This is a genomic window from Brevundimonas sp. (assembly GCF_041648115.1).
Taxonomy (GTDB): domain Bacteria; phylum Pseudomonadota; class Alphaproteobacteria; order Caulobacterales; family Caulobacteraceae; genus Brevundimonas.
In genome coordinates, this window is the sequence record NZ_JBAZPR010000004.1 from 48,908 (window position 1) to 74,773 (window position 25,866).

Below are 25,866 nucleotides of genomic sequence, written 5' to 3' on the forward strand. Positions count from 1 at the left end.
ACGGGAATAGTTCGTGCGTGCGTTCAAGGATTCGCAGCCCTTTTGGAGTGGTCCCATGCGTAACCTGCTGATTGCCGCCTTCGCTCTTGCCGCCGCCGGCCCGGCGATGGCCCAGAGCGATTTTCCCGAGCCGCCCATGCCTCAGATGTCGGGGCCTCCCATGGAAGGGATGCGTCCGCCGGAGCGAGAGAGCCTGGCGCAGATGCAGGCGCGGATGACGCAGGTGTTCGACCGGCTGGACGCCAATCACGACGACGTGGTGGATGCGACCGAACTGGCCAATGCGCGCGGCGGGCGGATGCTGGTGCGGATGGATGCGGACGGCGACGGGCGAGTGACGCGCGAGGAGTTCACCGTCGGTCTGGACGCCCAGTTCAAGGCGCTGGACAAGAACGGCGATGGCGTCGTGACGGCTGACGAGCGGCCGCAGCGTCCACGCTAAGATCAGGCCACGGGTGTCTTCAGCGGCTCGCCCGCGAAATGCGCCTGAAGGTTCTGCATCAGCAACATCAGCATGCCCTGCACCCCGGCGGTCGTGGCCCCGGCGGTGTGGGGCGTCAGGACGATGTTGGGCACGTCGGCCCAGCGGTTCGGATCGGTCGGTTCCTCGACGAAGACGTCCAGCGCGGCCTGGCCCAGAGCGCCTGATTTCAGGGCGGCGATCAGGGCGTCCTCGTCCACGACCTGACCGCGCGAGACATTGACCAGCAGGCCGTCGGGACCGAGCGCCTCAAGGATGTCGCGCGAGATCAGGCCGCGATTGGTCTCGTCCGCCTTGCAGGCGACGACCAGGATGTCGCTGGCCTTGGCGAGCGCCAACAGGCTTTCGGCGCGGGGCCATTCGGCGTCGTGGGGACGCGGCCCCCACCAACTGACAGCCATGCGGAAGGCCTCGGCGCGGTCGGCGACGGCCTTGCCGATATGGCCCAGGCCGACGATGCCCAGTTTCTGGCCGCCGAGGGAGGCGGTGATGGTGCGGGTCTCGGCGGTCCAGCCGCCCGAACGGACCTGACGGTCGCCCGAGGCGATCTGGCGGCGCGCGGCGAGGATCAGGCCCAGGGCATGGTCGGCGACGTCCTCGTGATTGACGCCGGGGGCATGGGTGACAGGCAGGCCACGCGCGCGGCACCAGTCGATGTCGATGCCGTCATAGCCCGAGGTGAAACAGGCGATCAGGTCGAGGTTGGGCAGGCGTTCGATCAGCGTCTTGTCCAACGTCGCCTCGCCGGCGACGACCATGACGCGGATGTCGTGGGCCGCCTCGATCGGCGGACCTTCCCAGAAGCGATAGACGTCGTAGGCGCTCTCAAGGAAGCCCGAGAGTGGGGCGAGATGCCGCTGCATGATGAGAACGGCGGGGCGTTGGGTCATGCAGCGGCTCCTCTTTTCAGGTCAGGTAATCAGCGCCCGAATTTCTGGTGCTGGATGCGTTTGGGGATGATGCTGTCGGCGCCCAGGCGGCGCATCTTGTCCTGTTCGTAGGCTTCGAAGTTGCCCTCGAACCATTCCACGTGGCCGTCGCCTTCGAAGGCGAGGATGTGGGTGGCCAGACGGTCAAGGAACCAGCGGTCGTGGGAGATGACCACGGCGCAGCCTGCGAACCCTTCCAGAGCCTCTTCGAGGTTCTGCAAGGTTTCGATGTCGAGGTCGTTGGTCGGTTCATCGAGCAAGATCAGGTTGCCGCCCGAGGCCAAGGTCTTGGCCAGGTGGACCCGGTTGCGCTCACCGCCGGACAGTTGGCCGACCTTCTTCTGCTGATCGCCGCCCTTGAAGTTGAAGCTGCCGACATAGGCGCGGGTGTTGATCTCGCGCTTGCCGACCATCATCACTTCGGTGCCGCCCGATATGGCCTGCCAGATGGTCTCGTCAGGCTTCAGGTCGTCGCGCGACTGGTCGACATAGGCCAGCTTGACCGTTTCGCCGACCTTGACGGCGCCGCCGTCAGGGGTTTCCTGGCCGGTGATCAGCTTGAACATTGTCGACTTGCCGGCGCCGTTGGGGCCGATGACGCCGACGATGCCGTTGGGCGGCAGCTTGAAGGTCAGGTTGTCGAACAGGGTCTTGTCGCCATAGGACTTTTGCAGACCCTCGACTTCCAGCACGACATTGCCCAGGCGCGGGCCAGGCGGGATCTGGATGTGGGCGTGGGTCTGGGCGCCGCGCATCGATTCCTGTTCGTCCACCATCCGCTCATAGGCGGCCAGACGGGCCTTGGACTTGGCCTGACGGGCCTTGGCGCCCGAACGGACCCAATCCAGTTCGCGGCTGAGGGCGCGCTGGCGGGCTTCGGATTCCGAGTTTTCCTGAATGACGCGCTTGGTCTTGGCTTCCAGCCACGAGGAATAGTTGCCCTCGTGCGGGTGGCCCTTGCCGCGGTCCAGCTCCAGCGTCCACTTGGTGACGAGGTCCAGGAAGTAACGGTCGTGGGTCACCAGGATGACGCAGCCGGGGAAGTTTTCCAGGTGGTGCTGGAGCCAGGCGACGGATTCGGCGTCCAGGTGGTTGGTCGGTTCGTCGAGCAGCAGCATGTCGGGCTTGGACAGCAGCAGGCGGGCCAGGGCCACGCGGCGCTTCTCACCGCCGGACAGGTTGGTGACTTCCCAGTCATCGTCGGGGCAGCGCAGGGCGCCCATGGCCATTTCGATGCGGCTGTCGATGTCCCAGACGTCGCCGGCGTCGATCTTCTCCTGGAGGGTGGTCATCTCCTCCATCAGTTCGTCGGTGTAGTTCTCGCCCAGTTCGGCGGCGACTTCGTTGAAGCGGTTGACCCACTGCTTCTCTTCGCACCAGGATTCGACGTTCTGGCGGACGTTCAGGGTGGGATCGAGCTGGGGCTCCTGCTCCAGATAGCCGCGCTTGATGCCGTCGGCGGCGCGGGCCTCGCCCGTGAACTCGGTGTCCAGGCCGGCCATGATCTTCAGCAGGGTGGATTTACCCGAGCCGTTGACGCCGACGACGCCGATCTTGGCGTCGTTGTAGAAGCTGAGCCAGATGTTCTCGAAGATCTTGCGGCCGCCGGGGAAGGTCTTGGTCAGACCCTGCATCTGGAAAATATATTGCTGCGCCATGAGGTGCGGTGCGCCCTTCGGGTTCGTCTGATTGGGGAATTGGGGCGGATGTAGCGATCCTGAGGCCCGAGAGCAAATAAGGCGACGGGCAGGCGTCTTTGGCCTCGCGCTTTCGCTGCGAAGTTGGTGGAGGGCTGGGCGGAGCGCCGGGCCTTCGCCCGGAGTTTGGTTTTGGTGTTACCGTTTCGACGAAGGGTATGACGCTCCGCGCGGTTGGTTGGCCTTCAAGCTCGGGGCGTCGAGCGGTGGCGGTCTTATCGCCTAACCCCATAAGCCTGCGACGGGTCGGCGGGGTCTGCGAACCCCGTCCCGAGTGCGATCGAGTATCCCCCTCGACCCTCCGACACCGCTCCATGAGTCGATGTCAGCGCGGAGGGATTTCACCCCCGCTCCCGTTCCATCCGCTCCCGCCGCCGCAAGGTCGCAGGCCAAGCGAGCCCTCCGATGCGACGGGACGGGTGTAGAATAAGCGCGTTTCCAAGGGGGGATGGGAAAAGAGGGACATAAATCGGCAAGCGATTGGATTCGCTGGGAATGAACCAGCGACATTGTGATGGTTCGGGTGCGTTCTCCCTCCCCTTCATGGGGAGGGGCGGCGAAGCGGAGCGCAGCCGGGGTGGGGGCGTGTGAAGCAGTTCGCCCGCTCTTACGGCCCCACCCGGATCGCTGCGCGATCGTCCCTCCCCATGAAGGGGAGGGAGAAGCGCCCGCGCGGCTCCAAGAGCCCCTCCACCGCTACGCGGTCCCCCTCCCCACGATGTGGGGAGGAGACGGTGGGGCGGACCGGCGGAACGGCGCGAAAGCTTGTCCGTTGATGAGGCTCAAACGCCTTGATCCGGCCCGAAACCGGGTGCGGTATGGCGTCGCTTGAAGCCTGACTTTTTCGGATGCCCATGAAGACCCGATCGATCGTGCTCGCCGCCGCATTCGCCCTGTCGGCGTGCGGCAATCCCACAAACTCCAAGGCGCAGGAGGGCGAGTTCGCCCAACCGACGCGCACGGCGCCGTCCGATGCGGCGGGGATGAAATCCAGTTTCGCGCCTGTGGTGCGGTCCGCGGCGCCCGCCGTGGTCAATATCTCGGCGCGCAGCGTGCAGCGGGTGCAGGCCGATCCCTTCTTCCAGTTCTTCGGCGGCGGCATACCCCAGGCGCGGGTGGCGGAATCGGTCGGGTCCGGCGTCATCGTCCGCTCGGATGGGATCGTGGTGACCAACAATCACGTCATCGACGGCGCCCAGCAGATCAAGGTCGTGCTGAACGACCGGCGCGAGTTTCCCGCCACCGTCATCCTGGCCGACGAGCGCAGCGACATCGCGGTGCTGAGGTTGGAGAATGTCAGCGACCGCCTGCCGGTCTTGGCCATCGACGACCAGGAGGAGCAGCAGGTCGGCGATCTGGTCCTGGCCATCGGCAATCCGTTCGGCGTGGGTCAGACGGTGACCAACGGCATCATCTCGGCCCTGAACCGGACCGAGACCGGCATTTCCGACAGCGGTTCATTCATACAGACCGACGCAGCCATCAACCCCGGCAACTCGGGCGGGGCGCTGGTGGACATGGACGGCGACCTGATCGGCATCAACACCGCCATCTTCTCACGCTCGGGCTCCTCGGCCGGGGTCGGGTTCGCCGTGCCGGCCGCCATGGTCAAACGGGTGGTGGATTCGGCGCTGGGCGGGGCGACGACGGTCGTTCGGCCCTGGTTGGGCGTGAAGGGCGACACCGTCACGGGAGACATCGCCGGCAGCCTGGGCCTGACCCGGCCGCAAGGGTTGGTCGTTACCGATGTCTACGCCAACGGCCCGGCGGCTCGCGCTGGCGTGCGCCAGGGTGACGTCATCACCGCCGTCGATGGCCAGGAGATCAATGACCAGGGCGGGCTGAACTACCGCGTCGGCTCACGCAATCCGAACGATCAGGTCCAGGTCGCCATCCTGCGCGACGGGCGGGCGCAGACCCTGACGGCGAGGGTTCAGCCCCTGCCGGGCGACGCCGATCCGAAACAGGGAGTGACCATCGCGGCCGGTCCCTTCGCCGGGGCCGAGGTCGTAGCCTTGAACCCGGCCCTGGCCGACCGTCTGGGCGGCGATCCGTTCGCCACGGGCGTCATCGTCACCGGCGTGTCGGGCCGTGGCTATGCGGCGCGCGCGGGCTTCCGCCAGAACGACCTGATCGTCAGCATCAACGGCCGCGCCATCGCCAGCGCCCGCGACGTCGAGGCCGCCAGTTCCGGTCGCGGCCCGTGGGAGGTCGTCGTCAATCGCGGCGGCCGCCAGATCCGCGGGGTGCTGCGCTAAAGGGATTGCCAGCCTCTGCCTCACGACTATCTTGGAGTTGACGGCCCGCACGTTGCGGTCGTCGTGATGGGCCGGACGGGGGATGCCTTGAAGCGATTGGCGTATGCGGCGGGGCTGGTCCTCGCGCTTGTGGGAATCGATGCTGCTCAAGCTGAGGCGAAAGAGGGGGCGTGCCAACAGGCGACCCCCGACACCTTCGTCATTGACGGCGTCATCGACGCGGCCCTGACCGCTTGCGTGGAACAGGCTTTCGCTCCGACCACAAGCCAACTGATCCTTACCAGCCGCGGCGGCAAGGCCGGCGAGGCCATGCGGATCGCCGAATGGTTCGAGGGCAGGCGGCTGACCATGACGGTCAAGGGCGAGTGCAACTCGTCCTGCGCCAACTATTTCCTGCCCCTGGCCGGTCGTCTGATCGTCGAACCGGGCGCGGTGATCGTCGTCCACGGCGGGATCGATCCTAGCCTGATTTCGCGACAACTCGCTCCTGACGGGGACATGGCCGAGCCCGGCGTCGATCTGGCGCCGATCGCCGAGCAACAGCGCGCCTTCGTCGCTCGAAACGGAATCAATCCCGGTTGGTTGCTGTATCGCGAGGCCGATTCACTCAGTGTCGAGCGTCTGGATGGAGCACTGGCCGATTTCGACGCCCGCACCAAGGCTTGGCTCGTCGAGGAGACGATGGCGCGCTCCTGCCTGCCAAATACGGTCGTCGAATACCGCGCCGACCGACGCGGTGAATGGCTGACCGAGTCGCGTCGCCGCGCCCTGCGGCGTCAGAACATCGCCCGCTCCAACACCGTGGTGTGCAACTGATGGCCCTGGGACCGACCTGCCCGAACTGCGCCGCGCGCGTGCCGTTCCTCAGGACGCAGTTCAACTTTGGCAGGACGTTCGCCTGCAGGCGGTGCGATCAGGCTTTGGTGGTTCCGCGATTCCAGGCCTTCGTGATCGGCATGGGGCTGACCCTGATCTTCCTGTTCGGCAGGCATGATTTTCCGCCGGAGTGGGGCGGAGGGCTCGGTTTGTTGGTGCTTATCGTCGCCGTCAGCCTGCCTGTGAGTTGGGCCTTGACGGCGGTGAAGCGCGTCTGACGCCTCAGCCCTTAGCCGGGCCGCCGATGGACCATGTGTGGCCGAAGGGGTCGCGGAGTTGGCCGTAGCGGTCGCCCCAGAACTGGTCGGCCATGTCCATGACGGGTTCTGCGCCGCCGACGGTCATGGCGCGGGTCCACCAGGCGTCGGGATCGGCGACCTGGAGGTGAAGGGTGACGCCGGCGGGGCGGACGTCCTGGACGCCGCTGTATTCCGGGAACTCGTCGTTCAACATGACGCTGGCGCCGTTGATCTTCAGATGGGCGTGGATCAGTCGCTCGCCGTCGTCGGCGACATTGCGGGCCAGCACCTCGGCCCCGAAGGCGATGATGTAGAAGTCCACCGCCGCCGAGGCGCCGCGCGACGGGATCGTCAGGTGGGGCGTCAGGCCCGAGGTCGGGCCTTGATGCGGATTGGCGTCGGTCATGAAGGCGGTCTCCGTGGCAGGTCGGCATACTAACGCGTGAAAAGCCTTTGGCGAACGACTACATAGGTCGCACACATGAGCGACCTGTTCGAAGCCTCCGGCATTCTGCCCCCCGACGCCCCCCTGGCCGACCGCCTGCGCCCACGCACGCTGGACGAGGTGGTGGGACAGGATCACCTGCTCGGTCCCGGCGGGCCGATCCGACGCATGATCGAGGCCGGGCGGCTGGGCTCGATGATCCTGTGGGGACCACCGGGGACAGGCAAGACCACCATCGCCCGGCTGCTGGCCCAGGCGGCGGGCTATGAATATCAGGCGATCAGCGCGGTGTTTTCCGGCGTCGCGGACCTGAAAAAGGCGTTCGAGGCGGCGCGGATGCGGCGGGCGGCGGGGCAATCGACCTTGCTGTTCGTGGACGAAATCCACCGTTTCAACCGCGCCCAGCAGGACGGGTTTCTGCCCTTCGTCGAGGCGGGGGTGGTCACCCTGGTCGGGGCCACGACGGAGAATCCCAGTTTCGAGCTGAACGGGGCGCTGCTGTCGCGCAGCCAGGTCTATGTGCTGAAGCGGCTGGACGATGCGGCTTTGGATCAGCTGCTGGCACGAGCCGAGGCGCATATGGACAAGGCCCTGCCGCTGTCGCCCGAGGCCCGCCACGCGATGCTGGCCCTGGCCGACGGTGACGGGCGATACCTGCTGACCATGTCGGAAGTCTTGTTCGACCTGCCGCAAGGCGAAATGCTGGACGTGCAGGGGCTGGCGGGGGTGCTGCAGCGGCGGGCGCCGGCTTACGACAAGTCGAGAGAAGAGCACTACAACCTCATATCGGCCCTGCATAAATCGGTGAGGGGGTCGGACCCGGACGCGGCGCTGTATTGGTTGGCGCGGATGCTGAACGGGGGCGAGGATCCGCTGTATCTGGCGCGGCGGATCGTGCGGATGGCGGTCGAGGACATCGGCGAGGCGGACCCGCTGTCGATCCTGGTCGCCAATGCGGCCAAGGACACCTACGACTTTTTGGGCAGCCCCGAGGGCGAACTGGCCCTGGCGCAGGCCGTGGTCCACCTGGCGACCGCGCCCAAGTCGGTGGGCGTCTACGAGGCCTTCAAGGCGGCCAGGAAGGCGGCCTATGAGACCGGCTCGCTGATGCCGCCGGCCCATATCCGCAACGCCCCGACCAAGCTGATGAAGTCGCTCGGCTACGGCAAGGGCTACCAGTACGACCCGGACACGCCCGAGGGCTTCTCCGGCGCGAACTTCTTCCCCGACGAAATGGAGCGCCGTACCTTCTACAAGCCCAAGGGCGAGGGGCATGAGGAGAAGGTCAAGGCGCGGCTGGACCGCTGGGCCGAGATGAGGGCGCGGATGGCGGTGGACGGCGCTGTGGACGCGGCGGGCGACTGACCTCTAGAAGCACCCGATGACAACCCGCCAACCCGTCGTCCTGTCCGAGGATGAGATCGCCGCCGTCCGTTCGTGGGTGATTCACGAGGATGCGCATGTCATCGCCTTTTCCAAGCCGTCGGGCCTGTCCAGCCAGGGCGGGCGGATCAAGGCGCATACGCTGGACGATCTGCTGTGGGCGTTCGCGCGGTCGAACGGCAAGCGGCCGGAGCTGGTGCATCGGCTGGACCGCGATACCTCGGGCGTGATCCTGGCGGCCAAGACCAAGCCGGCGGCGAGTTTCCTGGGCAAGGCGCTGCAGATGCGGCGGTTTCGAAAACAGTATCTGGCCCTGCTGTCGGCCGCGCCCGAACCGGCGTCTTCGACCATCGACGCGCCGCTGCGTCGCGAAGAGATCGGGCGCGAGAGCTATATGCGCGTCGTCGCGTTCGATGCGCCGGGCGCGCAAGGATCGCAGAGCAAATATCGCACCTTGGCCTCTGGGCCGGAGGGGGCGGTGGTCGAGCTGGAGCCGCTGACCGGGCGGATGCATCAGTTGCGGGTGCATATGGCCCATATCGGTCGGCCGTTGATCGGGGATGTGCGTTACGGCGGCGCCCTGACCACGCCGGTCGGGCCGGCGCCGCGCCTGATGCTGCACGCCGCCAAGCTGAGTTTTCCCCATCCTGAGGGCGGTACGACCACGGTCGAGGCGCCGCCGCCCGAGGATTTCGCCAAACTGCGTACCGCGCTGGGCCTGTAGGTCACCGGTTTCTTTAGGGAACGCCGTGCCGGTTTTGGCGCTATGTCTTTAAAAGGATACCTATGATGAAGCGTCTTGCCATCGCCTTGACCGGCCTGTCCGCCCTTGCGCTGAGCGCCTGCGCCAGCCTGGCCCCCTATGGCGCCCAGCAGGGACAGGGCGGGCAGGGGTTCTCGGAGCAGCGGATCGAGTCCAACCGCTATCGCGTCAGCTATAACGGCGTGGGGGCGGCCGGGCGTGTCGCCGACTGGGCCTTGCTGCGCGCCGCCGACCTGACGACCGAACAGGGCTATGACTGGTTCGAGGTGACCCAGAGCTGGACCGACGGTCGGCCGGGCGGGGCGGGCGGGGTTCGCCCCAGCGTGTCCATCGGCGGCGGCAGCAGCCGGTATGGCGGCTATTCCGCGTCCGGTGTCGGGGTGGGCGTGGGTCTGAACTTCAGCGGCCCGCAGCCGACATCGACCACGTTGGAGGTCGTCCTGGGCCGGGGCCAGAAGCCGGATCGCCCCAACGCCTATGATGCGCGCTCGGTCCAGGGTTCCATCCCGCGCTGACCATCGCTTTCGGCGCGTGCGGCGTATAGAAGGCCGCACGATGACACGTTTTCTTCTCGTCGCGGCAGGCGGGGCTATCGGTTCCGTCGCCCGCTATGGCCTGGGGCTGGCCGCCGGGCGGCTGGCGCCCAACGCAGCCTGGCCTTGGGGCACGTTCGCGGCCAATGTGGTCGGCGGCCTGCTGATGGGCCTGCTGGTCGGTTGGCTGGCGTTCCGGGGCGGGGCGCAACAGGAGGCGGTGAGACTGTTCGCCGCCGTCGGCGTGCTGGGCGGGTTCACGACCTTTTCGTCCTATTCGCTGGAGGCGGTGCAGATGATCGAGCGCCGCCAGATCGGTTTGGCTTGCGCCTATGTGGTCGGCTCGGTCGTCCTGGCTATCCTGGCCCTTTTCGTCGGCCTGATGATCGCCCGCCGCGCCCTTGGAGCTCCGCTTTGACCGACTATTCTCCCGCCGACGAGCCGCATGAGGCTGAAAAAGACGCCGCAAAGGACGCCCCGAAGCGCGAAGTCCTGACCATCTATGTCGCCGAGGACGAGGACGGCATCCGCCTTGACCGCTGGTTCCGTCGACGCTGGCCGCACCTGTCGAACATTCAGGTGCAGAAGATGGCGCGCAGCGGCCAGATCCGCGTCGATGGCGCCCGCATCAAGCCTGAAGGCCGCCTGACGGCCGGGGCCGCCGTGCGCGTGCCGCCGATCCCCGACGACACTTCGCGCCAGGCCGGGGACATGCACACCCTGTCCGAACAGGACATCCGGTTCGTCAAGTCGCTGGTCCTCTATGAGGACGACATGGTCATTGCGATCAACAAGCCGCACGGTCTGGCGGTGCAGGGCGGCACCAAGACCAGCCGTCATGTGGACCGCCTGCTTTCGGCCTGGGGCGAGGGGGTCAACCGGCCGCGCCTGGTTCACCGTCTGGACCGCGACACCTCGGGCGTCCTGCTGTTGGGCAAGGGGCCGGAGGCGGCCAAGCGGCTGGCCGGCGCATTCGCGCGGCGTCAGGCCAAGAAGACCTATTGGGCGATCGTCATCGGCAATCCGAAACCCTATTCAGGCCAGATCGACATGCCGCTGAAGAAGACTGGCATCAACGACTTCGAGATGATGCGTCCGGCCGAGCGCAAGGACCCCAAGGCCGAACCGGCCGAGACGGCGTTCAGCACCGTCAGCCGCGCCTCGCACCGTGCGTCGTGGATGGCGCTGCGCCCCTTCACCGGACGGACGCACCAGTTGCGCGCTCACATGGCGGGGATCGGCCACCCGATCCTGGGCGATCCGAAATACGGCGACGAGAAATCCAGGGAGCTGTCCGGGCCGCTGAAGCTGCAACTGCACGCGCGCAGCATCGAACTGGACCACCCGCGCGGCGGCGTGCTGAAGGTCACGGCGCCGCTGAGCCCAGAGATGAAGGCCGGCTTCGCCCACTTCGGCTTCTCCGAAGACGAGGCGGAGGACGATCCCTTCCTGGGCGTGAAGCGAATCCGGTGACGGCTATCGGGCAGGCACAGGTCGAGCAGGCCAAGGCCCTGGCCGTTGCCGGACGGCTGGACGAGGCCTTGCAGGTTCTGGCGGCGGTGGTCGCGAAGGCCGATGCGCCGTGGCAGGCGTTGTCGGTTCAGGCCGATCTGCTGAAGCGGGCGGGGCGTCTGGCGGACAGCGCAGCGGTGTCCCAGCGACTGATCGCGGTTCGGCCGAACAGCGTGCCTGCGCGGCACAATCTGGCCTCGACCCTTGGCGATCTGGGCCGGGCGGCCGAGGCGGAGGCCGCCTGTCGCGGGGCGATGGCCATCGGCGGGGATGCGCCGGAGACCTGGCTGGTGCTGGCGCGCGCGATGCAGGCGCAGAGCCGGTTCGATGAGGCGGAAGACGCCTATCGTCAGGCGCTGGCGCGGCGACCCGGCTATGGCGATGCGCTGCGCGATCTTAGCCAGTTGATCTGGATGCGTGACGCCGATCTGGAGGCCGCCTGCTCGCCGCTGGACGCCGCCATCGCGGCATCGCCCGACGTGCCTACGCCACGTCAGATCAAGGCGCGGCTGCTGGAATACGCCGGGGAGGTGGAGCGGGCCTATCGCACGCTGGTCGCCGGGCCGCTGGACGGGCCGGGAGAGCTGGCGGCGGCGCAGGCCTGCCTGACGCTGGATCCGCGCCTGGCGCTGGATCATGCGAACCGGGCGGCGGCGCTGGCCGGAGGCGAGGTCGCGGCGATCATGGTGACCCAGGCCGAATGTTTGCTGGCCCTGGGCGAGGCCGAGGCGGCGCTGGCGCCGATCGAGGCGCTGCGTGTGCGAGAGCCGTTGAACCAGCATGTGCTGGCCTTCCAGGCGACGGCCTGGCGGATGCTGGGCGATCATCGCTATGGCCGGATGTACGACTATGACGCCTTCGTGCGTCCCTATCGGCTGGAGGCGCCGCAGGGGTGGGCGTCGCTGGAAGCGTATCTGGTCGATCTGGCGCGTGCGCTGCATCAGTTGCACACGCTGAAGACCCATCCGGTGGGTCAGTCGCTGCGCGGGGGATCGCAGACTGCCGCTGCGCTGTCCGAAAGCGACGATCCCGCCATCCGGGCCTTCTTCCAGGCCATCGACAAGCCGATCCGCGACTATATGGCGGCGGTCGGTCAGGGCGACGATCCGTTGAGGGCGCGCAACACCGCAGACTATCGCATCCAGGGCAGCTGGTCGGTGCGGTTGCGGCCGAACGGGTTTCACGCCGACCATATCCATTCGAACGGCTGGCTGTCGTCGGCCTGCCATATCGAACTGCCGCCCGTGATCACAGATGAGGTTGCAGGCGAGGGGCGCGAGGGCTGGTTGCGGTTCGGCGCGCCGCCGGGCCTGCCGAACCTTGCAGCCGAACACCATGTGCAGCCCCAACCGGGGACGCTGGTGCTGTTTCCTTCCTATATGTGGCACGGCACCCAGCCGTTCGGCGGCGAGGCGTCGCGCCTGACGCTGGCGTTCGACGTCGTGCCGGCCTGATTTCAACGGACCTTTCATGACTGACAAGCCCGCCCCGCATCGCCCGCGTTTCGTCGAACAGTCGCCGGATCGGATCTCGCGCTTCTGGAAGGAGGCGGTCGTGGGGCCGCATGCTGATGGCGGCTGGGCTGTGCTGTTGGACGGGCGCACACCCAAGACGCCGGACAAGGCGGCGCTGGTCCTGCCGACACAGGCCGCAGCCCAGCTGGTCGCCGACGAATGGGCGGCGCAGGGCAAGTTCCTCGATCCCTCGACCATGCCGGCGACCCGCCTGGCCTCGACCGCCATCGACCGGATCGGTCAGGCGCGCGAGCCGGTGGCCGATGAGATCGCCGCCTACGCCGGGTCGGACGTGGTCTGCTACCTGGCCGAACATCCGACGCCGCTGGTCGAGCGCCAGGCACGGGAATGGGGGCCGTGGCGTGACTGGGCCGCGCGCGAGATGGGGGTGGTTCTGACGCCGGTCGCCGGCATCGTCCATCGGCCGCAGTCGCCGGACGCCATCGCGAGGGTCAAGGCGCACGCCCTGTCGCTGGACGACTTCCGCCTGACGGGGTTGGCGACGGCCGTGCCGTTGCTGGGATCGGCGGTGCTGGCCCTGACGGTGGAGCGGGGCGCGCTGGACGGCGGCACGGCGTTCGACCTGTCACGGATCGACGAGCTGTTCCAGGAAGAACAATGGGGCGTGGACGCCGAGGCCGCCGAACGCACCGAAGCGCGCCGCGCCGAGGCGCAACTGCTGGATCAATGGTTCAGAGCCTTGGATTAGGGGCTGAACTCAGGATGCTGAGTGGGCGATCAGCATCGCGCGCTCTTCGTTCGTCAGGTGACGCCAGCGGCCCTCGCGCAGATCGCCCAGCTCCAGCGGGCCAATGCGGATGCGATACAGGTCCACGACCTCCAGCCCGACCAGGTCGCACATTCGGCGGATCTGGCGGTATTTGCCCTCGTCCAGGATGAACCGCAGGCGTTGCGGCCCGATCTGGGTGACGCGGGCGGGCTTGAGCGGCTTGTCGTTCAGTTCCATGCCGTGTCGCAGGCGGCTGAGCTTGCCCTCGGTGATCAAGCCGTCGACGACGACCAGATATTCCTTGTCCAGCTCTGACGCCGGACCGATCACCGCCTTGGCGACGACGCCGTCGGACGACAGCAGCAAGAGGCCGCGCGAATCCTCGTCCAGTCGGCCGATGGGGGGCAGGGAGGCGTCGCGGGCGGGGATTTCGCCCTCGCCGATGCGGTTGGATTTGTTCAGCAGGCGCACGGCGGGAATCTTGCCGGGGTCGGGCTGGCCCGAGACGTAACCGACCGGTTTGTGCAGCACCAGGGTCATGCCCGACGCCAGGGCTGCCTGGGCTGTGTCGTTCAGGGTCAGGGTCTCGCCGGGCTGAATCTTGCGGCCCGCATCGCTGATGGTCTCGCCGTCGATGGAGACCAGGCCGTTGGCGATCAGGGTGTCGGCCTCGCGCCGGGAACAGACGCCGGTCTGGCCTAGCCACTTGTTCACGCGAACCGGTTCGTCGCCGTCATAGGTGCGGGTGAAGGCCATGCGATTCCGTCGTCCAGTCGATGTCGCTGTCTAGAGCCGGGCGAGGGCGCGAGCAAGCCGGACACGGTTTTCAGGATCAGGAAGGCCAGTCTGTTGGAATTGGCAGGTTGATCCTGGCGGGATCGTCACTATATCTGACGGCATTCCACAAATGATCCAGAGTGCGGGACGACAGTCGTCGGACCCGTCGATTTTCTTTTTTCTGATCATTGGCGTGGGCGGTTCGACAGCGTCGCTTGTCGGATCTGGATCAGTATTGAAACATACCAAGGAGACGTCTTGTTCGCTCAAAACAAATCTTCCGCAGGCCCCCGTCGCACCGGCTACAACCGTCCTGTTCCCACCCGTCTGCGCATGGGGCTGGTGATGCGGCGTGACATGGCGTTCGGCGAGCTGGGCGACGTGGAGGGCGCGTTGCGAGCCGAAGGCGTGGGCCTGGCCCCGATCTCGACGGGCGACGCCAGCCTGATCACCGGCGGCGTGACCGTTTTGGCCACCGCGACGGCCAAGGACATTGTCGAAGGTCGGTTGAAGGGCCTGGTCGTTCCGGGCGGTTCGACGGACGAGGCGTCGCTGGCGGCGATCAAGTCGCTGCTCGACCTGGCGCGCGCCAACGGCCTGACGGTCATCGCCTTCGCCGACGGCGTGGCCCTGGCGGCCGAAAGCTTCGGCGTTTCGGCCGAGGCCGATGGCGCGGTGTTCAAGGACGGCGCCGTGACGCTGCTGAGCGACAACGGCGCACTGTCCAAGATCGTCGGCGCGATCGCCTGAATCAGACGGCGCGAAACAGCAGGATGAGGTTGTTCGCCGGCATCTGAACCCGTAGCGTGGCCGCAAGGCCATGCGCGCGGGCCAGGGCCTCGACCGCCTCGCGGTCGCGCAGACCCCATTCCGTGTTTCGCGCCTTCAGACTGTCGTCGAAGGCGGCGTTCGACGCCGCCAACTCGACTTCGGCCTCGCGATAGGGGCCATAGAGCGCCAGCAGACCGCCGGGGCGTCGCAGGACGCGACCGGCCAAATCCATCAGCCCCTCGGTCGCCGACCAGGGGCTGATGTGCGTCATGTTCGCACAATAGAGGGCGTCGAACGGTCCTTTTGGCCATGTCGCCGGATCGGCGGCGTCGAGCGCCAGCGGCGGGTTCAGGTTCGCCAGCGCGAGTTGGTGCGTCCAGGCGGCTATGCTGTCTCGCGCCTGTTCGCTGGGGTCGCTGGGCGTCCAGTTCAGGCCGGGCATCGCGGCGGCGAAGGCGGTGGCATGTTCGCCAGATCCCGAGGCGATTTCCAACACCGATCCGCGCGCGGGCATATGAGCGCGAAGCACGCGAAGAATCGCCTCCGCATTGCGACGCGCAGCGGGCGAACTGAGAGCCCCGTCGGGCAGGGCGGAGATGGAATCCAGCGTTTGCACACGCCCTTCTAGCGTCCACGCGCGCCCCTGACACCTGCGATCTTTTGCCGACGACACCGGTGGACAGCGGCGCTTTCTTGCACGGTTTGACGCGGTGGAAAGACCGGAGCATTTCGGCTGTAACAGTGCGTGATCGTCGCGTGCTGAAGGTCACGACGGCGTCAGATCGTCGGGCCTGTTCGTTCAGGAGACGCCCTTGTCTATTTCCACCACGCCCGGACTCCATCCGGCGCCGACCGCCCACCCTGGCCTCGTCGCCTGGGTCGAGCAGATCGCCGCCCTGACCCAGCCTGCCCGCGTCCACTGGTGCGACGGGTCGCAGGACGAGAAACAGGCCATCACCGCCGACCTGCTGGCCAAGGGCACGTTGAAGGCGCTGGATCAGGACAAGCGGCCGGGCTGCTATTACGCCGCATCCGATCCCCGCGACGTGGCGCGGGTCGAGAGCCGGACCTTCATCTGCTCGGACGACGAGGCCGATGCCGGTCCCACAAACAACTGGGCCGATCCGGTAGAGATGCGCGAGCGCCTGGACGGCCTGTTCGACGGCTGCATGGCGGGGCGGACGATGTATGTCGTGCCCTTCTGCATGGGGCCGCTGGGATCGGCCATCAGCGCCCTGGGCGTCGAGATCACCGACAGCGGCTATGTCGCCCTGTCGATGGGGGTGATGACGCGCATGGGCAAGCCGGCGCTGGACCAGTTGGGCGACAGCGGCGTGTTCGTGCCGGCCGTCCATACGCTGGGCGCGCCGTTGGTCGAACGGCAGGCCGACGTGCCCTGGCCCTGCAATGACGACAAATGGATCGTGCATTTCCCCGAGACGCGGGAAATCTGGTCCTATGGCTCGGGCTATGGCGGCAACGCCCTGCTGGGCAAGAAATGCTACGCCCTCCGCATCGCCTCGATCATGGCCCGCGACGAGGGGTGGCTGGCCGAGCATATGCTGATCCTGAAGCTGACCGATCCGAAGGGGCGCGCGAAATATGTGGCCGCCGCCTTCCCGAGCGCCTGCGGCAAGACGAACCTGGCCATGCTGCAACCCAGCCTGCCGGGCTGGAAGGCCGAGACCATCGGCGACGACATCGCCTGGATGCGGTTCGGCCAGGACGGGCGGCTGTATGCCGTGAACCCCGAGGCCGGCTTCTTCGGCGTCGCGCCCGGCACCAGCCGCAACACCAACCACAATGCGCTGGAGACCCTGGCGTCCAACACCATCTTCACCAACACCGCCCTGACGGCGGACGGCGACGTGTGGTGGGAGGGGCTGACCAAGACCGCGCCCGAAGGCCTGACGAACTGGAAGGGCCAGCCGCACGACCCCGCGTCCGGCGAACCGGCGGCGCACCCAAACGCCCGCTTCGCCGCGCCCGCCCGCCAGTGCCCGGCCATCGCGCCGGAGTGGGAAGACCCCAGGGGCGTGCCGATCGACGCCATCCTGTTCGGCGGCCGGCGGGCCAGCGCCGTGCCTCTGGTGACCGAGGCGTTCGATTGGGAGCACGGCGTCTTCATGGGCTCGACCGTGGCGTCCGAAGGCACGGCGGCGGCCGAGAACAAGGTGGGGGAGCTTCGCCGTGATCCCTTCGCCATGCTGCCCTTCTGCGGCTACAACATGGGCGATTATTTCTCGCATTGGCTGAAGATGGGGCAGGGGCGCGACGCGTCGAAGCTGCCTCGCATCTTCTTCGTCAACTGGTTCAGGAAGGATCAGGACGGGCGGTTTGTCTGGCCCGGATTCGGCGACAATGCGCGCGTGTTGAAGTGGATTAGCGAGCGGATCGACGGCGAGGCCGAGGCGGTGGAGACCGCGGTGGGGCGTGTTCCGTCCGTGGCAGCCCTGGACCTGTCGGGTCTGGATCTGACGCCGGCGCAGCTGTCGATCCTGCTGGATGTCGATGCGGGCGTCTGGGCCGAGGAGGCGGCGCTCATCCCGGACTTCTATCGCCAGTTCGGCGACCGTCTGCCGACCGCCCTGTGGGACCAGCATACGGCCCTGGTCGCGCGCCTGGATGAAGCTGGCGCGGCCTCGATGGCGGCGGAATAGGCGTCGGCATCTTGCAATAGGGGCGTCGCGGGTTGATCAGACGGCCCGTGATGTCTTCCTCTCCCATCGTGATCGTCGGCGCCGGCGTGCTTGGCCTTTGCACCGCGTTCGAACTGCATCGGCGCGGCCGGGCGATGGTGGTGATCGATCCGGGGGAGGTGAACGCCTCCCTGGTCGCGGCGGGGATGATTGCGCCGGCGATGGAATCGGCCATCGACGACGTGTCGCCCGATCACGCCCTGCTGTTTCGGGCAGGGCGCGACCTGTGGCCCGCGTTCGCGGCGGCGGCGGGGATCGTTCTGGCGCATCGACCGGCCGAGTGGCGGGGCGGCGACGCGGACGGGATGGAGGCTAGGCTGCGCGCGCTGGGCTTCAAAGCTCGGCGCGAGGGCGACCGTATCACGACCGACGAGGATTATCAGGTCGATCCCGAACAGGCGCTGTCGGCGCTGAAACAGGCGCTGGGCGAGGCCGTCGTTATAGGGCGGGTGACGGGTATCGCCCGCACCGACCGCAGCTGGCGGGTCTCTGTCGGCGACCTGACTTTGGACGCCGAGGCGGTGGTGCTGGCGACGGGCGCGGGCGAGGCCGTCGCGGGGCTGCCTGAGGCCGCGCGAGTTTTGATCGACGGCATCCAGCCGATCCGGGGACAGATCGGCGTCGCGGCCCGAGATCTGGTGGATCATGTGGTGCGCGGGCCGGGGGCCTATGTCGCGCCGATGGCCTCGGGTGCGGTAATCGGGGCGACGATGGAGCCGGGGCGGCGAGACACGGGGCCGGATGCCGAGACATCCGAACGACTGGCCCAGGCGGCGTGGCGCGTGCTGGACCGGTCGCCCGAGCCGGTGGACATACAATGGCGCGCGGGCGTGCGCGGGGCTACGGCGGACGGTCTGCCGCTGGCGGGCGCCGCGCCGGGCGGGCAGGGTCTGCTCATGGCCCTGGCGCCGCGTCGCAACGGCTGGCTGCTGGGGCCGCTGGTGGGCGCGATCGTGGCCGATGTGATCGAGGGGCGGGCGGCCTTGATGGAAGCCCGCGCCCTCGATCCTGGTCGGTTCTAGCCCGCCATTGCGAAGCGGACGGTGAAGTTGACCGTGGCGCCGTCGACGGGTCGGCCGTCCACGGTGCGCGGGTTCATGCGGAAGTCGCGCGTCAGACCCTGGGCGGCGCGGCCGAAGCCTTGGCCGCTGGGGGTCTCGCCCACGACGCGGCAGCCGGTTAGACCGCCGCTCACGCCCACGATGCAACTGAGGCTGGCGGAACCCGGCGTGCCGTTTTCCGCCGCGCGTGTCGGATAGGCGCGCGCCATCTGCGCCGGCGACGGGCGGCTGGCCCAGGTCGGATTGTTGATCACCGAGGGCGGGCGGGGCGGGGTCTCGACCGTGGCTGTGCCGCCTTCGACACCGGTCGGGGCGACGCTGATGGTTGGCAAGCCCGGCTGAGCGGTAGTGACGCCGGGCTCAGGCGGCGCCAGCGGGACGGGGGGCATCGTGGTCGGCACGGTCAGAAGCGGCTTGTGGATCGGCGTCGGCGGCGCCGCCGTTGCTGGCGACGGCAATGGCTTGGGTTTGGGTGGTGTTTCCATCGTGACCCTGAAGATCGGCTCATCTGGGATCTGATCGGTCATTCCACTCAGTTCGAACCGCTGGTTATACAGCACCACCCCCGCCGCGACGTGCAGGACGACCGAGACGCCGATGGCGCCCAGCATCCAGCGCGGGATGGGTTTCTTGCGTTCCCCGAAGTCGATGGGGCTGATCAAGCCGGGTCCACTGGCGGCACGGATCATCATGGCTTCACGCCCTCGTTCACCGCCCCCGCAGCGCCCGTAACTGCAAGTTGAGCGCGCAGGTTGTGGCGGCTTTACGGCGGATGTTTCGGGGTTCGACCAATGTCGATCCGTTAACGGTGGCGTTAAGAATTAAGGGTTGGTTAACTACGTTCGCCGACCATCCGCACATGGGCATCGGAGCGATTCCATCGGCAGGCGGGGTAGAGGCGGCCATTCGGCGCGCGTCGAACGCCGTGGGCGTGGACTATGATTTTCTGATTAAGACGGCGCGTCGCGAAAGCGCCATGAACCCGTCCGCCAAGGCGCCGACCTCTTCGGCGGCCGGCCTGTTCCAATTCATCGAGCAGACCTGGCTCGGCACCGTCAAACAGCACGGCGCCCAGCACGGTTATGGTCAGTATGCTGACCTGATCCAAAGAGGCAGCGACGGTCGCTGGCGAGTGGACGGTTCGGCGCGAAATGTCGTGCTGGATCTGAGGTTCGACCCCCAAGCCGCCTCGACCATGGCGGCCGAACTGACGGCGTCCAACGCGGCCTATCTGCGTGGGCGGACGGGCAAGGAACCGGGGGCGGGCGATCTATATGCCGCCCACTTCCTGGGTCCGGCAGGGGCGGCGGGCCTGATGCAGGCGATGGATCGCAATCCGGGCGCCAGCGCCGTGGCCCTGTTCCCCGACGCAGCGCGGGCCAATCGCAGCATATTTTACCGGAGCGGCCGCCCCGCCACGGTCGCCGAGGTTCACGCCAATCTGCAACGCACGGCGGGCGAGGGCGCGCCGGCGGCCGGGACGGGCGAAACCAAATACGCCGTGCCGAGTCTGAGCGACAAGGATCAAATGCTGGCGGCGCGGATGGACCGGTTGAAGCAGGACCAGGGGCTGCTGGCCCTGCTGCTGGGTCAGGATGGGTCGTCCAGCAACGGCTTCGGCGGCGCTTTCTCGCCAAATGGCAAACAATCGACCTGAGTCGTCACTTGGCAACCGATGGTAAACTGCCCGTTAAGCATGGCAGTCTCATTCTGGGATCAACGCCCGATTCCATGACGAGCCGTCCATGACCGCCTTCCGCGCACGCCTGACAGAAGTGGACATTCGACGCCTCATCAAGGCGACGGACGACGACGAGCGCGCCGAGGCGGCGCACAAGCTGTGCCGCAACATGGAACGCGCCGATCTGGACGAGGACGACCGGGTGGCGGCGCAGAAGATTCTGCGGCTGCTGGCCAACGACGCGGCCGAACTGGTGCGACGCGCCATGGCCGTCACGCTGAAGGCGTCGGACCTGATCCCCAATGATGTGGCGCGCAAGCTGGCCGGCGATCTGGACAGCATCGCCCTGCCGATCATCGCCTCTTCTCCGGCCTTCAGCGACGAGGATCTGATCGAGATCGTGCGCGCCGGGTCGGTGGTGCGTCAGGTCGCGGTGGCGGGGCGGTCGCGGGTCTCGCGCGATGTCGCGACCGTGCTGGCCGAGGAAGGCTGCGAACAGGCGGTTCGCACCGTGGCGGCGAACGACAACGCTGACCTGTCGGAAGCCGCCCTGGCGGCCGTTGTCGATCGTTTCACAGAGACGCCAGAGGTGCTGACGGCCTTGGCCTATCGCCAGGTTCTGCCGCTGAGCGTGACCGAGCGCCTGATCCAACTGGCCAGCGACGCGGTGCGCGAACATCTGATCAGCCGCCATGCCGTCGCGCCTGAAACCGCTATTCGTCTGGCGCAATATGCGCGCGAGAGAACGACCGTCGATCTGGTCGATCAGGCCGCCGTCAGTTCGGATCTAGCCGCCTTCATGACCCATCTGAATGCGCGTCGCGTCCTGAACGCCTCGCTTCTGTTGCGTGGATTGGCGCGCGGTCAGATGGCGATGTTCGAACATGGCCTGGCCGAGCTGGCCAATACGCCCCACCACCGGGCCTGGCTTATGGTGCATGACGCCGGGCCGCTGGGGCTGAAGGCCATCTATGATCGGGCGGGCCTGCCGCCACGCCTGTTCCAGGCCTTCCGCGCCGGGGTCGATACCTGGCGGGCGCTGGCGTCCGAGGGGATCGATACGTCCAGCGCCTATTTCCGCGAGCAGATGCTGGAGCGGTTCCTGACCCAGCGGCCCAACGTCCAACGCGACGACCTGGCCTATCTGATGGAGCGGCTGGACCAGTCGCCGTCATTGTCCCTCAGCGCCGCCAACGCTGCATAAGAAGAAGGCCCGCCAAGTCGGCGGGCCTTTCGCAAACGGCTGGAGGGACGTTCAGCCTGCGAGATAGTCTGCGACGCGGGCTTCCAGGGTTTCGGCCAGAGCGCGACCGGTGGGGTGTTCGTCCGTCTTGATCTGGTCGCGGACCACGGCGCGGATGGCGTCGATGTGGGCGTCAAGCACGGCGACCGGCGCGGCCATGCGGCGGTCGGCATCGTCCAGCATCTTGCACAGCGAACCGGCGATGCGCGTCACCAGCGGATATTCGTAGGTCGTGCCCAGGCCTTTCAGGTCATGGGCGCGAAAATACAGGGCTTCGGCGGTGGTCGGGGTGTAGCCCTGTTCACGGATGTCGGCCTGGGCCTTGTCCAGCTTGACGATCTCGTCGTTCAGCCACTGGCCGAACTGGGCCGACATGGCCTTCAGCGCCTCTTCGGCGCGGGCGATGGCGTCGGCATTGATGCCGAAACCGCCGCCGACTTTCATGCGCAGGGCGTTCGTCGGGGGGGTGATCTGCGCCGGATTGCTCATGGCGGGCTCCATAGGACTTTGATGCAAACTTACGGGATCGGACTTAAGAACCCGTGACCGGATCAGTTGGCGAACTGTTCGGCCATCACGCGTTCGTCGAACGAGCGACCGGCGTCGAACAGCATGGTCAGCGTCAGATCTCGTCGCTCACGCACCTCGACGCGGGCGACGCGCCGGACTTCGAAGTTGTCGGCGGTGGCCGAGACCGGGCGTTTGTCGGCCTCCAGCACTTCGAACCGCACCTTGGCGCCGTGCGACAACAGGGCGCCCCGCCAGCGGCGGGGCCGAAACGCGCTGATCGGCGTCAGGGCCAGGATGCGGGCGTCCAGCGGAATGATCGGGCCATGCGCCGACAGATTATAGGCGGTCGATCCCGCCGGCGTCGCCACCAGGCAGCCGTCGCAGGATAGTTCTTCCAGCCGCACCCGCTCGTCGACGGTGATCCGCAGCTTTGCAGTCTGGCGCGTCTGGCGCAGCAGCGAGACTTCGTTGATGGCCAGGCCGGTATGGACCTCGCCGCTCTCGGTCCAGGCGTCCATCTGCAGGGGATGGATGACGGTGCGTTCGGCGGCTGTGATTCGCTCCAGTAGGCCCTCTTCCTCGTAGTCGTTCATCAGGAAGCCGACCGAGCCGCGGTTCATCCCATAGACGGGCGTGCGCTGGCGCAGGTTGCCGTGCAGCGTCTCCAGCATCTGACCGTCGCCGCCCAGGGCCACGATGACGTCGGCCTCCAGCTCGGACACGGCGCCATAGCGCGCGATCAGGGCCTTGCGCGCCGCCTGGGCCTCAGAGCGGTCGCTGGCGACGAAGGCCAGCGAGGGCGAGGCTGGTATGGGGGAGGAGGGACTGGGCTGGGTCACGGCGGGACGTGAGCCGAGCTTGAGCGCGAAGTCAAACGATCGCGGGCTTTTCCATCATCTGGCGGAAGGCGCGAGAGGCCGAATGGGCGTTCATCGGCGTCGCCGTCCAGCCGCCGTCGGCAGGCATTCCGCCTGACAGTTTGCGCACCTCGACCAGCAGGGAGGCGAAGACGGCCTTGTCCACGCCCACGGCGATACAAGCCAGATAGAGGGGTTCGGCGGTCGGGGCGCGTACGGCGTGATGGACCTGGGCGTCGCTGAAACCGCCCAGGGCCGCGAGCGCCTGTTCGAACAGTTCGAACCGCTGTTCCCGCAACGCGCGGACGAGCAGGCCGGGACGCAACTGGCCGGCGGCCTGCAGCTTGTCCACCAGGCGACGTTCCATGTCAGAGCGTTCGCGATCCTCGACCAGCCGACTGGTGGGTGAGGTGCGCCATTCCGGGCTGCCCACGGCCTTGGCGGCGGCCTGCTGGACGGCGGCGTTCAGTTGGGCGTCGTCGATGCGGAACCGTTCGCCGATCGACTGGCGCAAGGCCTGGCCGACCCACTGATAGAGCTGCTGGGCCAGTTGTTCGTTCAGCCGGGGATGGCGCGTCAACGGCGCACGCAGGCCGGCGATGCGGCGCGAATGGTCAACCAGCTTGCGCATGGCCTCTTCGCTGATGTCCGCCGAACGGTTCGACGCCAGGGCCGTCATGGTCACGGCCTCGCCGCGGTCGATGATCGTGTCCGCTACCGGGCGAGACAGTTGGGGCCGGCGCGCCACGGCGATCTGATGTTCCAGCGTCGCCTCGATCAGCAGCCGGATCAGGTCGGCGTCCTTCAGCAGGGGGCTAGCGGTGATGACCGGGCGGGCGATCTCGATCTCGTCCAGCGCCAGCATGTTGATCAGGGCGGGCGGCACCCAATCGACGCCGGCGATGCGTTCGGACAGGGCCAGTCGGATGTCCCGCTCGGCCTGGGCCGCCAACGTCAGGAAGATGTCGCTGAGCAGCGGGCCGACCTCGGCCGGCGGGTGCGTCGCTTCGCAAAGGGAGGTGACCTTCAGCAGTAACCGCTGGCGATCCTCCGCCGAGCGACTTTGCGCCAGGATCAGGAGTTGGGAAACAGTCCGGTCGTCCCAGGCGTCGCGGGGCGTCTCCAATTGAACGACAGACACAGCGGCTCCCCGAACCGACGACGATGCTTAACCATAAGGCGGGGTCGTGAAGACGGCGTTAAGCAAAGCTGACGAACGGCCAGTGACGTCGCGTCAACATCGGTCAAGGCGGGTTGACGGCGCTGGCGTGCAGGGGGACGGTTCCTCAAAGCCCGTTCAGAGGCAGGAGGAAACCATGGCGGACGGAACGAGTCCTTCGATCAAATCCCGCGTGTCCGAGGCCGAATGGCAGGTCCGCGTTGAGCTGGCGGCCCTGTATCGGCTGGTCGCGCTGCACGGCTGGGACGACATGATCTTCACCCATATCTCGGCGCGCGTGCCGGGGCCCGAGCATCATTTCCTGATCAATCCCTACGGCTTCTATTTCGAAGAGATCACGGCCTCGTCGCTGGTGAAGGTCGATCTGGAGGGGAACATCGTCCAGGACACGGCCAACTTCATCAATCCGGCGGGCTTCACCATCCACTCGGCCGTCCACGCGGCACGCGACGACGCCAGGTTCGTCATCCACCTGCATACGGTGAACGGCGTCGGCGTCGCGGCTCAGGCGGAAGGTTTGCTGCCGATCAGCCAGAACGCGTGTTTACTACAGTATCAGGTTGCGTATCATGGGTACGAGGGGTTGGCCTTGAACCATGACGAACGCGAACGTCTGGTGGCCGATCTGGGGGACAAACCGCTGATGCTGCTGCGAAACCACGGCACGCTGGCGGTCGGGGAAACGGCGGCTCAGGCATGGATCGGCATCTTCTTCCTGGAGAGGGCCTGCGCACAGCAGGTCGCGGCCCTGTCGGGCGGGCGTCAGCACATCCTGCTGGCCCCCGACGAGGCGCAGGCGGAGACGAAAGAGCAGGGACGGGGCATCGGCTTCATCTCGGCCCTGGCCTGGCCGGGCGCCCTGCGTCAGCTGGATCGCAAGTCGCCGGGTTACGACGCCTAGGTCTCGCCTGGGCTGCGGCGGTGCTGGCGCTAAGTGCGCTGGCGCCCGCCCAGGCTTTCGCCGGCGCCTGGACCCAGCCCAAGGGCAAGGGGCAGGCGATCGTCAAATATGAGCGGCTGAGCGCCGACACCGGTTTCGACGCCTCTGGCGAAGAGCGCGACCTGCCGGGCGAGCGGCGCGACGCGGCGCTGGGCCTGTTCGCCGAATATGGCGCATCGGACCGGCTGACCCTGCAGTTGAAGGCCGACTGGCAGGACGGCGAGGACGCCTTCGTCGATTACAACGGGCGCGGTCCCATCGAGATCGGCGCGACCTGGCAGGTCTGGCGCGACGACCGTAACGCCGTCAGCCTGTACGGCGGTTACACCTGGGCCGGGGAGGGGCGCAACGCCGGCTATGCCCAGCCGGGCGTCGGCGAACACGACTGGGAGGCGCGGGTTTCGGTCGGCCGGTCGCTGGGCGACATGGGCAAGCGCTGGGGCATGGACGGGTCGTTCGTCGAGCTTCAGGCCGCGCGTCGCCTGCGTGACGGCCTGCCGGATGAGACCCGCATCGACGCCACTGCGGGCGCCCGCATCGGTCGCGACTGGATGGTGCTGGGTCAAGCCTTCGGCGGGGCGGCGGACGGCGGGTCGCGCTGGCTGTCGCTGGAAACCTCGGTCGTGCGCGATTTCGGCGGCTGGAGGGTGCAGGCCGGATGGAGACAAACCGTCGCAGGGCGCGAGGCCGCCATCGCCCGTGGGCCGGTTCTGGCGCTGTGGCGTCGTTTTTAGGGAAGATTTCTGCGACGGAGAATGTGATCCGCCACGTTACTGATACGTAACAT

27 protein-coding genes are annotated in these 25,866 nt (G+C 67.3%); 18 read left to right on the forward strand and 9 right to left on the reverse strand.

Translation table 11 applies throughout. The features are described from left to right. The first annotated feature begins 55 nt into the window (after nucleotides 1-55). The gene (locus tag WC597_RS04680) at nucleotides 56-442 is read left to right on the forward strand and encodes an EF-hand domain-containing protein (RefSeq protein WP_372692107.1); all 387 of its coding nucleotides are present in this window, start codon (nucleotides 56-58) and stop codon (nucleotides 440-442) included. Nucleotides 443-444: 2 nt separating this feature from the next. On the opposite strand, the gene WC597_RS04685 is transcribed toward WC597_RS04680, so the two are convergent. Together WC597_RS04685 and ettA are read right to left on the reverse strand one after the other, a co-directional pair. After that, the gene (locus WC597_RS04685; RefSeq protein ID WP_372692108.1) at nucleotides 445-1,371 is read right to left on the reverse strand and encodes a 2-hydroxyacid dehydrogenase; all 927 of its coding nucleotides are present in this window, start codon (nucleotides 1,369-1,371) and stop codon (nucleotides 445-447) included. A 29-nt stretch (nucleotides 1,372-1,400) separates the two neighbouring features. Beyond that, nucleotides 1,401-3,068 carry an energy-dependent translational throttle protein EttA gene (gene ettA, locus WC597_RS04690; protein WP_372692109.1) on the reverse strand — a complete coding sequence of 556 codons (1,668 nt, stop codon included), beginning with the start codon at nucleotides 3,066-3,068 and terminating at the stop codon, nucleotides 1,401-1,403. Between the two features lie 893 nt (nucleotides 3,069-3,961). On the opposite strand from ettA, the gene WC597_RS04695 reads away from it, so the two are divergent. From WC597_RS04695 to WC597_RS04705, 3 genes are all read left to right on the forward strand, one after another. Continuing rightward, nucleotides 3,962-5,365 (forward strand): Do family serine endopeptidase, encoded by a 1,404-nt coding sequence (locus tag WC597_RS04695; RefSeq protein ID WP_372692110.1) that lies wholly within the window; start codon nucleotides 3,962-3,964, stop codon nucleotides 5,363-5,365. Nucleotides 5,366-5,452: 87 nt separating this feature from the next. Next, complete coding sequence (locus tag WC597_RS04700; protein WP_372692111.1) at nucleotides 5,453-6,181, forward strand: hypothetical protein; 729 nt, start codon at nucleotides 5,453-5,455, stop codon at nucleotides 6,179-6,181. After that, complete coding sequence (locus WC597_RS04705; RefSeq protein ID WP_372692112.1) at nucleotides 6,181-6,459, forward strand: hypothetical protein; 279 nt, start codon at nucleotides 6,181-6,183, stop codon at nucleotides 6,457-6,459. Before WC597_RS04700 ends, WC597_RS04705 begins: the two co-directional genes overlap by 1 nt. A 4-nt stretch (nucleotides 6,460-6,463) precedes the next feature. On the opposite strand, the gene WC597_RS04710 is transcribed toward WC597_RS04705, so the two are convergent. Further along, the gene (locus WC597_RS04710) at nucleotides 6,464-6,886 is read right to left on the reverse strand and encodes a VOC family protein (RefSeq protein ID WP_372692113.1); all 423 of its coding nucleotides are present in this window, start codon (nucleotides 6,884-6,886) and stop codon (nucleotides 6,464-6,466) included. A gap of 75 nt (nucleotides 6,887-6,961) precedes the next feature. On the opposite strand from WC597_RS04710, the gene WC597_RS04715 reads away from it, so the two are divergent. From WC597_RS04715 to WC597_RS04745, 7 genes are all read left to right on the forward strand, one after another. Next, a complete protein-coding gene (locus WC597_RS04715) occupies nucleotides 6,962-8,290 on the forward strand; it encodes a replication-associated recombination protein A (RefSeq protein ID WP_372692114.1) in 1,329 nt (442 codons plus the stop codon). Between the two features lie 16 nt (nucleotides 8,291-8,306). Continuing rightward, the gene (locus WC597_RS04720) at nucleotides 8,307-9,032 is read left to right on the forward strand and encodes an RluA family pseudouridine synthase (RefSeq protein WP_372692115.1); all 726 of its coding nucleotides are present in this window, start codon (nucleotides 8,307-8,309) and stop codon (nucleotides 9,030-9,032) included. Nucleotides 9,033-9,097: 65 nt separating this feature from the next. Further along, entirely contained in the window at nucleotides 9,098-9,586 is a 489-nt protein-coding gene (locus WC597_RS04725; RefSeq protein WP_159850755.1) for a hypothetical protein, read from the forward strand. 40 nt (nucleotides 9,587-9,626) lie between these two features. Then, nucleotides 9,627-10,022 carry a fluoride efflux transporter CrcB gene (gene crcB / locus WC597_RS04730; RefSeq protein WP_372692117.1) on the forward strand — a complete coding sequence of 132 codons (396 nt, stop codon included), beginning with the start codon at nucleotides 9,627-9,629 and terminating at the stop codon, nucleotides 10,020-10,022. A gap of 74 nt (nucleotides 10,023-10,096) precedes the next feature. Then, nucleotides 10,097-11,077, forward strand: a complete 981-nt coding sequence (locus WC597_RS04735; protein WP_372692282.1) for an RluA family pseudouridine synthase — start codon at nucleotides 10,097-10,099, stop codon at nucleotides 11,075-11,077. Then, on the forward strand, nucleotides 11,074-12,570 hold the full coding sequence (locus WC597_RS04740) for a putative 2OG-Fe(II) oxygenase (protein WP_372692118.1): 1,497 nt from the start codon (nucleotides 11,074-11,076) through the stop codon (nucleotides 12,568-12,570). Before WC597_RS04735 ends, WC597_RS04740 begins: the two co-directional genes overlap by 4 nt. 16 nt (nucleotides 12,571-12,586) lie before the next feature. Continuing rightward, nucleotides 12,587-13,339, forward strand: a complete 753-nt coding sequence (locus tag WC597_RS04745) for an ATP12 family chaperone protein (protein ID WP_372692119.1) — start codon at nucleotides 12,587-12,589, stop codon at nucleotides 13,337-13,339. A 9-nt stretch (nucleotides 13,340-13,348) separates the two neighbouring features. Here WC597_RS04745 and WC597_RS04750 read toward each other — a convergent pair whose 3' ends face one another. After that, complete coding sequence (locus WC597_RS04750) at nucleotides 13,349-14,116, reverse strand: pseudouridine synthase (protein ID WP_372692120.1); 768 nt, start codon at nucleotides 14,114-14,116, stop codon at nucleotides 13,349-13,351. Nucleotides 14,117-14,395: 279 nt separating this feature from the next. Between WC597_RS04750 and WC597_RS04755 the strand changes: the two genes are divergently transcribed. Further along, complete coding sequence (locus tag WC597_RS04755; protein ID WP_372692122.1) at nucleotides 14,396-14,887, forward strand: hypothetical protein; 492 nt, start codon at nucleotides 14,396-14,398, stop codon at nucleotides 14,885-14,887. 1 nt (nucleotide 14,888) lies between these two features. Here the strand turns inward: WC597_RS04755 and WC597_RS04760 are convergent, their stop codons facing one another. Then, nucleotides 14,889-15,524 carry a DUF938 domain-containing protein gene (locus tag WC597_RS04760; protein ID WP_372692123.1) on the reverse strand — a complete coding sequence of 212 codons (636 nt, stop codon included), beginning with the start codon at nucleotides 15,522-15,524 and terminating at the stop codon, nucleotides 14,889-14,891. Nucleotides 15,525-15,720: 196 nt separating this feature from the next. Between WC597_RS04760 and WC597_RS04765 the strand changes: the two genes are divergently transcribed. Next, nucleotides 15,721-17,568: a phosphoenolpyruvate carboxykinase (GTP) gene (locus tag WC597_RS04765; RefSeq protein ID WP_372692124.1), complete on the forward strand. Its 1,848-nt coding sequence runs from the start codon at nucleotides 15,721-15,723 to the stop codon at nucleotides 17,566-17,568. Nucleotides 17,569-17,618: 50 nt separating this feature from the next. Further along, complete coding sequence (locus WC597_RS04770; protein ID WP_372692125.1) at nucleotides 17,619-18,629, forward strand: NAD(P)/FAD-dependent oxidoreductase; 1,011 nt, start codon at nucleotides 17,619-17,621, stop codon at nucleotides 18,627-18,629. Here WC597_RS04770 and WC597_RS04775 read toward each other — a convergent pair. After that, nucleotides 18,626-19,360 (reverse strand): TonB family protein, encoded by a 735-nt coding sequence (locus WC597_RS04775; protein WP_372692126.1) that lies wholly within the window; start codon nucleotides 19,358-19,360, stop codon nucleotides 18,626-18,628. The two genes, WC597_RS04770 and WC597_RS04775, sit on opposite strands and share 4 nt — an antisense overlap. A gap of 167 nt (nucleotides 19,361-19,527) precedes the next feature. Here WC597_RS04775 and WC597_RS04780 point away from each other — a divergent pair, with 167 nt between their 5' ends. Both WC597_RS04780 and WC597_RS04785 read left to right on the forward strand, forming a co-directional pair. Beyond that, nucleotides 19,528-20,325, forward strand: a complete 798-nt coding sequence (locus WC597_RS04780; RefSeq protein ID WP_372692127.1) for a transglycosylase SLT domain-containing protein — start codon at nucleotides 19,528-19,530, stop codon at nucleotides 20,323-20,325. Between the two features lie 88 nt (nucleotides 20,326-20,413). Continuing rightward, a complete protein-coding gene (locus WC597_RS04785; RefSeq protein WP_372692129.1) occupies nucleotides 20,414-21,553 on the forward strand; it encodes a DUF2336 domain-containing protein in 1,140 nt (379 codons plus the stop codon). A gap of 51 nt (nucleotides 21,554-21,604) precedes the next feature. Here WC597_RS04785 and WC597_RS04790 read toward each other — a convergent pair whose 3' ends face one another. The 3 genes from WC597_RS04790 to WC597_RS04800 all read right to left on the reverse strand — a co-directional run bounded on the left by WC597_RS04790 (nucleotide 21,605) and on the right by WC597_RS04800 (nucleotide 24,100). Beyond that, complete coding sequence (locus WC597_RS04790) at nucleotides 21,605-22,081, reverse strand: Hpt domain-containing protein (protein WP_372692130.1); 477 nt, start codon at nucleotides 22,079-22,081, stop codon at nucleotides 21,605-21,607. A 62-nt stretch (nucleotides 22,082-22,143) separates the two neighbouring features. After that, nucleotides 22,144-22,941 carry an NAD kinase gene (locus tag WC597_RS04795; RefSeq protein WP_372692131.1) on the reverse strand — a complete coding sequence of 266 codons (798 nt, stop codon included), beginning with the start codon at nucleotides 22,939-22,941 and terminating at the stop codon, nucleotides 22,144-22,146. 31 nt (nucleotides 22,942-22,972) lie between these two features. Further along, on the reverse strand, nucleotides 22,973-24,100 hold the full coding sequence (locus tag WC597_RS04800; RefSeq protein ID WP_372692132.1) for a DUF2336 domain-containing protein: 1,128 nt from the start codon (nucleotides 24,098-24,100) through the stop codon (nucleotides 22,973-22,975). Between the two features lie 175 nt (nucleotides 24,101-24,275). Between WC597_RS04800 and WC597_RS04805 the strand changes: the two genes are divergently transcribed. Both WC597_RS04805 and WC597_RS04810 read left to right on the forward strand, forming a co-directional pair. Next, the gene (locus WC597_RS04805) at nucleotides 24,276-25,040 is read left to right on the forward strand and encodes a class II aldolase/adducin family protein (RefSeq protein WP_372692134.1); all 765 of its coding nucleotides are present in this window, start codon (nucleotides 24,276-24,278) and stop codon (nucleotides 25,038-25,040) included. Nucleotides 25,041-25,060: 20 nt separating this feature from the next. Further along, nucleotides 25,061-25,813, forward strand: coding sequence for a hypothetical protein (locus tag WC597_RS04810; RefSeq protein ID WP_372692135.1), 753 nt, complete (start codon nucleotides 25,061-25,063; stop codon nucleotides 25,811-25,813). Nucleotides 25,814-25,866 lie beyond the last annotated feature (53 nt).

Bases quoted from the DNA above. Each gene is read 5' to 3' on its own strand.
- WC597_RS04685 (WP_372692108.1), bottom strand. From the start codon at position 1,371: ATGACCCAACGCCCCGCCGTTCTCATCATGCAGCGGCATCTCGCCCCA.
- WC597_RS04770 (WP_372692125.1), top strand. From the start codon at position 17,619: ATGTCTTCCTCTCCCATCGTGATCGTCGGCGCCGGCGTGCTTGGCCTT.
- crcB (WP_372692117.1), top strand. From the start codon at position 9,627: ATGACACGTTTTCTTCTCGTCGCGGCAGGCGGGGCTATCGGTTCCGTC.
- WC597_RS04720 (WP_372692115.1), top strand. From the start codon at position 8,307: ATGACAACCCGCCAACCCGTCGTCCTGTCCGAGGATGAGATCGCCGCC.
- WC597_RS04775 (WP_372692126.1), bottom strand. From the start codon at position 19,360: ATGATGATCCGTGCCGCCAGTGGACCCGGCTTGATCAGCCCCATCGAC.
- WC597_RS04715 (WP_372692114.1), top strand. From the start codon at position 6,962: ATGAGCGACCTGTTCGAAGCCTCCGGCATTCTGCCCCCCGACGCCCCC.
- WC597_RS04750 (WP_372692120.1), bottom strand. From the start codon at position 14,116: ATGGCCTTCACCCGCACCTATGACGGCGACGAACCGGTTCGCGTGAAC.
- WC597_RS04680 (WP_372692107.1), top strand. From the start codon at position 56: ATGCGTAACCTGCTGATTGCCGCCTTCGCTCTTGCCGCCGCCGGCCCG.
- ettA (WP_372692109.1), bottom strand. From the start codon at position 3,068: ATGGCGCAGCAATATATTTTCCAGATGCAGGGTCTGACCAAGACCTTC.
- WC597_RS04785 (WP_372692129.1), top strand. From the start codon at position 20,414: ATGACCGCCTTCCGCGCACGCCTGACAGAAGTGGACATTCGACGCCTC.
- WC597_RS04705 (WP_372692112.1), top strand. From the start codon at position 6,181: ATGGCCCTGGGACCGACCTGCCCGAACTGCGCCGCGCGCGTGCCGTTC.
- WC597_RS04725 (WP_159850755.1), top strand. From the start codon at position 9,098: ATGAAGCGTCTTGCCATCGCCTTGACCGGCCTGTCCGCCCTTGCGCTG.
- WC597_RS04695 (WP_372692110.1), top strand. From the start codon at position 3,962: ATGAAGACCCGATCGATCGTGCTCGCCGCCGCATTCGCCCTGTCGGCG.
- WC597_RS04745 (WP_372692119.1), top strand. From the start codon at position 12,587: ATGACTGACAAGCCCGCCCCGCATCGCCCGCGTTTCGTCGAACAGTCG.
- WC597_RS04710 (WP_372692113.1), bottom strand. From the start codon at position 6,886: ATGACCGACGCCAATCCGCATCAAGGCCCGACCTCGGGCCTGACGCCC.
- WC597_RS04805 (WP_372692134.1), top strand. From the start codon at position 24,276: ATGGCGGACGGAACGAGTCCTTCGATCAAATCCCGCGTGTCCGAGGCC.
- WC597_RS04790 (WP_372692130.1), bottom strand. From the start codon at position 22,081: ATGAGCAATCCGGCGCAGATCACCCCCCCGACGAACGCCCTGCGCATG.
- WC597_RS04780 (WP_372692127.1), top strand. From the start codon at position 19,528: ATGGGCATCGGAGCGATTCCATCGGCAGGCGGGGTAGAGGCGGCCATT.